General features: G+C 61.8%; 5 protein-coding genes. All 5 read right to left on the bottom strand.

Annotated features, from left to right (window positions below):
- Nucleotides 1-1,373: DUF4340 domain-containing protein (locus J4F42_20915; protein ID MCE2487983.1), on the bottom strand; the 1,373-nt coding region annotated here is incomplete at its 3' end.
- Nucleotides 1,370-2,950: a GldG family protein gene (locus tag J4F42_20910; GenBank protein MCE2487982.1), complete on the bottom strand. Its 1,581-nt coding sequence runs from the start codon at nucleotides 2,948-2,950 to the stop codon at nucleotides 1,370-1,372. The genes J4F42_20910 and J4F42_20915, both read right to left, overlap by 4 nt.
- Nucleotides 2,951-3,009: 59 nt before the next feature.
- Complete coding sequence (locus J4F42_20905) at nucleotides 3,010-3,780, bottom strand: ABC transporter permease subunit (protein MCE2487981.1); 771 nt, start codon at nucleotides 3,778-3,780, stop codon at nucleotides 3,010-3,012.
- Nucleotides 3,777-4,568: an ABC transporter ATP-binding protein gene (locus J4F42_20900; GenBank protein MCE2487980.1), complete on the bottom strand. Its 792-nt coding sequence runs from the start codon at nucleotides 4,566-4,568 to the stop codon at nucleotides 3,777-3,779. The genes J4F42_20905 and J4F42_20900 overlap by 4 nt, the downstream gene beginning before the upstream one ends.
- A gap of 216 nt (nucleotides 4,569-4,784) precedes the next feature.
- Nucleotides 4,785-5,386: sugar nucleotide-binding protein (locus J4F42_20895; protein MCE2487979.1), on the bottom strand; the 602-nt coding region annotated here is incomplete at its 5' end.

Raw genomic sequence — 5,386 nt, 5'->3', positions numbered from 1 at the left:
AGTCCGAAAACGGTCTGTCCCTCCTCGGCCATGGCGAAGACCCGAGTGGCATCATCCTGGGTGGTCTGGCCGATCAGCAACCCGGCCAGCCTGTCTTCGGCCGCGTTATAGGCCCGGATGGTGACCAGCGGCTCGTCCAGACCGTAGCCGCTCACGTCCTGGGGCTGATCGGCGACGATCTCAAATCCCTTCAGGTCGTGGAGATCGGTGACAAACTGGTCCAGCGCACTGCGTTTCAACTCTCCCTCCAACTGGGCGTCGATCTGCCAGTTGGCTTCTCCGCCGCAGTCCGAACAGGTCAGAAGAAACCCCTCGCCATCCCGACGTTTGACCTCAATCCGAGCGACCGCCTCCTTGGCAAACCGCGCAACCGTTTTGTCCCGGAAATCGTGGGCGGTTTTATTCAGGTCACCAAAGACCCAGTCTCCAACCAGATACAGGGTTTCGAGCTCTTCACGTTTGACATGTCGCTGTGTGGTGCCTTGGTCGTTTGATTTTTCGCTTCCGACCATCAGACGAAGAGCCGGCGCCGCGTCCGCGCCATTCTCGTCCAGGGTCAGCGTGACGGCCAGCTGAGGCGGGTCCAAACCGAACTCCTTGAGTTCCAGCACGGGTTGCTCAATAAAATCCTGGGCGCGCATCCCGCTCAGGGACGACAGAAAGGTATTCACGCTGGCCTCGTCCGCCTGCTGATCGGTAGGGGCAGGCCCCAGTGCCTGCCCTGGGCGACCACGGGGGGCCGCCCCTACAAGCGTCCAGCCGTCGTCGGTTTTGCGCAACACGACCGGCGTCTCGGCTTCGGCCGGACGCTGCACCTCAATCTGGCTGACCCGCTCCTTCTGAAAAGCCAGGACGGTCTTGTCACGCAGGTCTGTGGTCTGTTTGGTCATGCCCAAACGGAAGGCCTGGGGAGTGAGCAAAATGGCGTCTTCTCCCGTCCGCTGGACGTAGACCGAATAGCCGACCGGGGTATCTTTACCAATGCGAATAAGCGGCAGCTGGGTGCCGTCCTCGAGCGTCAGCCGGACTGTGGCCACCGGGCTGTCGAGGCCGTACAAGGCCAGGTCCGGCTGGGGGTCGTCAAGCGTCCGAGAGACTTCGGCCTGGTTGACCGCGTTGACCAGGTTATCGACCGCAGTTGTGTCTGCCCGGGCTTCGAGCGGTGCGGTGATGTTCCAGCCACCGTCGCCTTTTGCCAGGTGCAGCTCACGGTCGGGATAGACCAGGGCCACCTGGGTCACGGCGTCCGAGTCGAACTGGAGGAGTGTCTTGGCGTCCTCTGCGGTTCGCTGCCTGTCCAGATCGATGAAGTAGATATAGCCGCCGAGTCCAAGCAGGACGGCCAGCATCAGCAGGGTTCTGCGCGCACTCATCGCCGACTCCACCACACCGCCAGGCCCGCAATCAGCAGAATCTCAGGCAGAATCAGGACCGACAGATAGAAAATCGCCGTTCCCTGCTCCTGGGTGAACTGGACCCGCGAGGCTCGCATGGTGCGGGGTCGGATCGAGATCAGCTCTTCCTCGCCGCCCAGCCAACTGATGGTGTTCAGCAGAAAATCCCGGTTGAAATACTGGTTGAGGTACTGATTGTTGGCAAACATCGCGTTCCCGAAAACGGCCAGCCGGGCGATGCCCTCCTGCTCGGCGTCCATCTCCTTGAGATTGGCGGTGACGGCAACGGCAAGCGAGATGGGGCCGCGCCGGTCCTGTTCGTCAATTTTGGCCGTCTGGTTCTGAAAAATGCCCTCCAGGTCGGTCTCTGCCCACGAGTTGGGGCCGGTTTGGGCCAGACTGACCAGCGACAGCCCGGCGTGCCCCCCCCCATCCCCCCCCTCAGGGGGAGGTGGGGGGGAAAGCGGCTCGACCGAGCGGGAAATGCCATACGAGGTCAGGGCCGCGCCGCCCTGCCGACCCAGTTCGGCGGTAATGGGGTGCTGACCATAGCTGGTGACGACCGGGGTGAGGGTAAAGGTCCGTCCGCGCAGGAGCTGGAGCTGCTCATCGACAATGACATCGTTGCCGACCTCAACCCCCCAGTTGGCCAGATAGCTCGACAGCTCCGGGGTGACGCGGGGACTGAGCAGAAACAGGGCGTGGCCTTGCCGCTTCAGGTAGTGATCAATGGCCTGGGTCTCGTGGGCTAACAGCGAGCGCTGGGCGCCGGCAACAACGAGCACGCTGGCGTCGTCCGGGACGGCCGTATCTGGAGACAGGACTAAAGTGCTGACCGTATAGCCCTCATTCTCGAGGGCGATCTTGAGCTGGCCGTAGCCCTGGCCCTGCTGGGTATCGTCAACGCTGGGTTCGCCGTGGCCCTCGACAAAGTAGACCGTTTTGGCCTCGGCCTGGGCGACTTTGATGATCCCGTTGGTGATCTCTTCTTCGGAGATGTCGGTCACTACATTGGACCGGTCCCCGTACTGGAGGTGGATGGCCGGCAGCGTGGTGATCTGAAACCGTTCGGCCAGGTCTGGCCGCGTATCCGGATCGACGACGGTGGACGACAGCCGCTCCGAGGCGTAGCCGTAGCTGGTCAGCAGATCCTCGAGCTGGGGGTCGGCGCCGGCCTGGACAAAGGCGTGGATCTCCAGCTCCTGGTCCAGACTGCCGACCACCTGCTGCGACTGGGGAGACAGGCTGTAGACTCCGGCTTCGGTCAGATCGAAGCGATGATAGTAGCGCGTTCCGAGGTAGTTGAGGGCGATCAGTACGCCAAAGGCGATCAGCGAGTACAGGGCCGCGTTGACGCCATATTTAGTGGACCGCTCACCCAGAAACGTTCCCAGGCTGTCTTTGGCCGAGGCAAAGTAGACGATCACGGCCAGCAGCCCCAGCAGGGCGTGGATAAAGACATAGGTCGAGACAACCCGGGTCAGATAATACGCAATGCCTGCAAACACCAGCAGGGTGATCCCCGCCACCCCATAGAAACCACCGAGACGCGACAAAAGGGAAACGCGTTGTCCTCCTGATATCCGACGGTCCACACGTTTCTCTTCCATGCAGATTACCTCCAGCGCAGAGATTCAACCGAACGCATGGTCAGGAACAGGGCCAGCCCGATCAGGCTGGCGAAATAGACCAGCGCGCGGGTATCAATGACGCCCTTGACCAGCTCGGCAAAGTGATCGGTGACGGACAGGTATTTGAGAATCGGCCCGAGCACGTCCCCCGCGCCCTGGGCCGGCCAGCCGATGATGTACAGCAGCAGCATGGCGACCAGGCCGCTGACTGCGGCAATAATCTGGTTTTCGGTCACCGAGGAGGTGAACAGCCCGACGGCCACAAAGGCGGTGGCCATCAGCAGCAGCCCGAGATAACCCGCCAGCATCACCCCCACCTCTGGATTGCCAAACACGATCAGCAGGATCGGATAGATGGCCGTCAGACCGATCATGATGCAGATGAACACAAACGAGGCCAGAAATTTGCCCAGCACGATCTCCCCCGTCCGTAACGGGGAAGTCAACAGCAGCTCGTAGGTGCCGCCCTTTTTTTCCTCGGCAAAGGTCCGCATGGTGATCATGGGAACCAGGATGACCAGGATGATCGACAGGTTGTTCATCAGCGGCGCGATCACAAAATCGTTGAGATTGAGCTGGTCGGCCGCCCCGGCCTGAAACTGGGTATACAGCGACAGCAGGAGATTGAAGCGCGATAAGAGGTTGAAAAAAAACCACCCGCCCAGCAGCAGAAATCCGGTCAACACCACATACGCCACCGGAGAGACGAAATACGAGCGGATTTCCTTCCCGACAATCGTCCAGATATTCCTCATACCCCGTTCTCCTCTTTGTCTCCCTCTCCCTCTGGGAGAGGGGCGGGGTGAGGGCTTGCTCCGGGCTGGGTGTCTGCGTCAGGCTGAGCGTCTTCCTGAGCGATGGCCCGCAGAAAGACGTCTTCCAGCGATTGGTCCTCGGTCAGGTGGGTCAGGGTATCCTCGAGGACGACCTGGCCGGACCGGATAATCACCACTTTTTCGCACACCTGAGAGACCTCTGGCAGAATGTGGGTCGAGAGCACGACGGTATGCGAGCCGGCCAGCTCTTTGATCAGGGAGCGAATCTCGATGATCTGCTGCGGGTCGAGCCCGACGGTCGGCTCGTCCAGGATCAGCACCGCCGGATTGTGAATAATCGCCTGTGCCAGCCCGACCCGCTGCCGAAAGCCCTTGGACAGCTGCCCGGTCAGCCGGTTGACGACCTCGGTCAGCCCGCAGCGGGTGACGGCGATGTCGAGAGCCTCGCCAATCTCGGCCTTGCGCAGTCCCTTGATCCGGGCCACAAAGCGCAAGTACGCGGTGACGGTCATATCGGTGTACAGGGGCGGGTTCTCCGGCAGGTAGCCGATCCGCTTGCGCGCCTCAAAGGAGTCGGTGAAGATATCGAATCCCTCGACTTTGACCGTCCCGCTCGTTGCCGGCATGAAACCGGTAATAATCCGCATGGTGGTGGTTTTGCCCGAGCCGTTGGGACCGAGGAAGCCGAGGATCTGACCCGAGTCGACCTGAAAGGAGATGTCCGAGACTGCGGTCAGGTCACCGTAGCGTTTTGTCAGGTGCTGCACGTCTATCATGGTGTTGAACGAAGTGACTCACGAATGGAGTGTTGTGAGGAGTTGCCTTCTCTCAAAGGGAAACGTGTTGTCCTCCTGATATCCAACGGTTCACACGTTTCCCTTTGGCCGCGTGATCGTGGGCAGAAAGGTAGTAACGCCCCGACGACTTGTCAAGCCGTCAGGCGCTGAGGTCCGGTCTGTCAGGGGTCAAGGGGCACGTGTGTCTCACCCCGCCCCGTGCTGACGGGCGGCCCGGACAAAGGCCGACAGTCCGTCCTGCCAAGCCGGCAGGATAAAAGCGGGGTCTTGCAGGCTGGTGAGGACCGCGTAGCGCGGCCGTGGGGCGGGTTGGGGAAAGGCGCTCGCCGCGACCGGGGTGACCGGGGTCGAAAGCCCGAGCAGACGGTACAAGGTCCGGGTCAACTCGAACCGACTCGTCCCACCCGCGCCGGCAATGTGATAGGTGCCGTAGGCGCGGCTGTCGATCAGCCTGAGTAGCGCCTGGGCGAGGTGTGGCGCATAGGTCGGTGAGCCGTACTGATCGCTCACGACCCGTATTGGCGGCCTGTCCGCCAGCTCCCGCATCGTTGTGACGAAATTACGTCCCAGGGTATGGTACAGCCAGGCGGTCCGCACGATATAGTGCCGGGGGTTGAGACTGCGGACCGCCTCTTCGCCGGCCAGCTTGCTCATGCCGTACACCGACAACGGGCAGACGGGATCAAACTCGTGATAGGGCCGCTCGGCCCGGCCGTCAAAGACATAATCGGTGGAGACGTGCAGGAGGGGGATGGCCCGCTCGGCGCTGGCCACGGCCAGGTTGCGCG

Source organism: Desulfurellaceae bacterium (assembly GCA_021296095.1).
Lineage (GTDB): Bacteria > Desulfobacterota > Binatia > Bin18 > Bin18 > JAAXHF01.
This window is presented reverse-complemented; position numbering and strand designations above follow the sequence as displayed.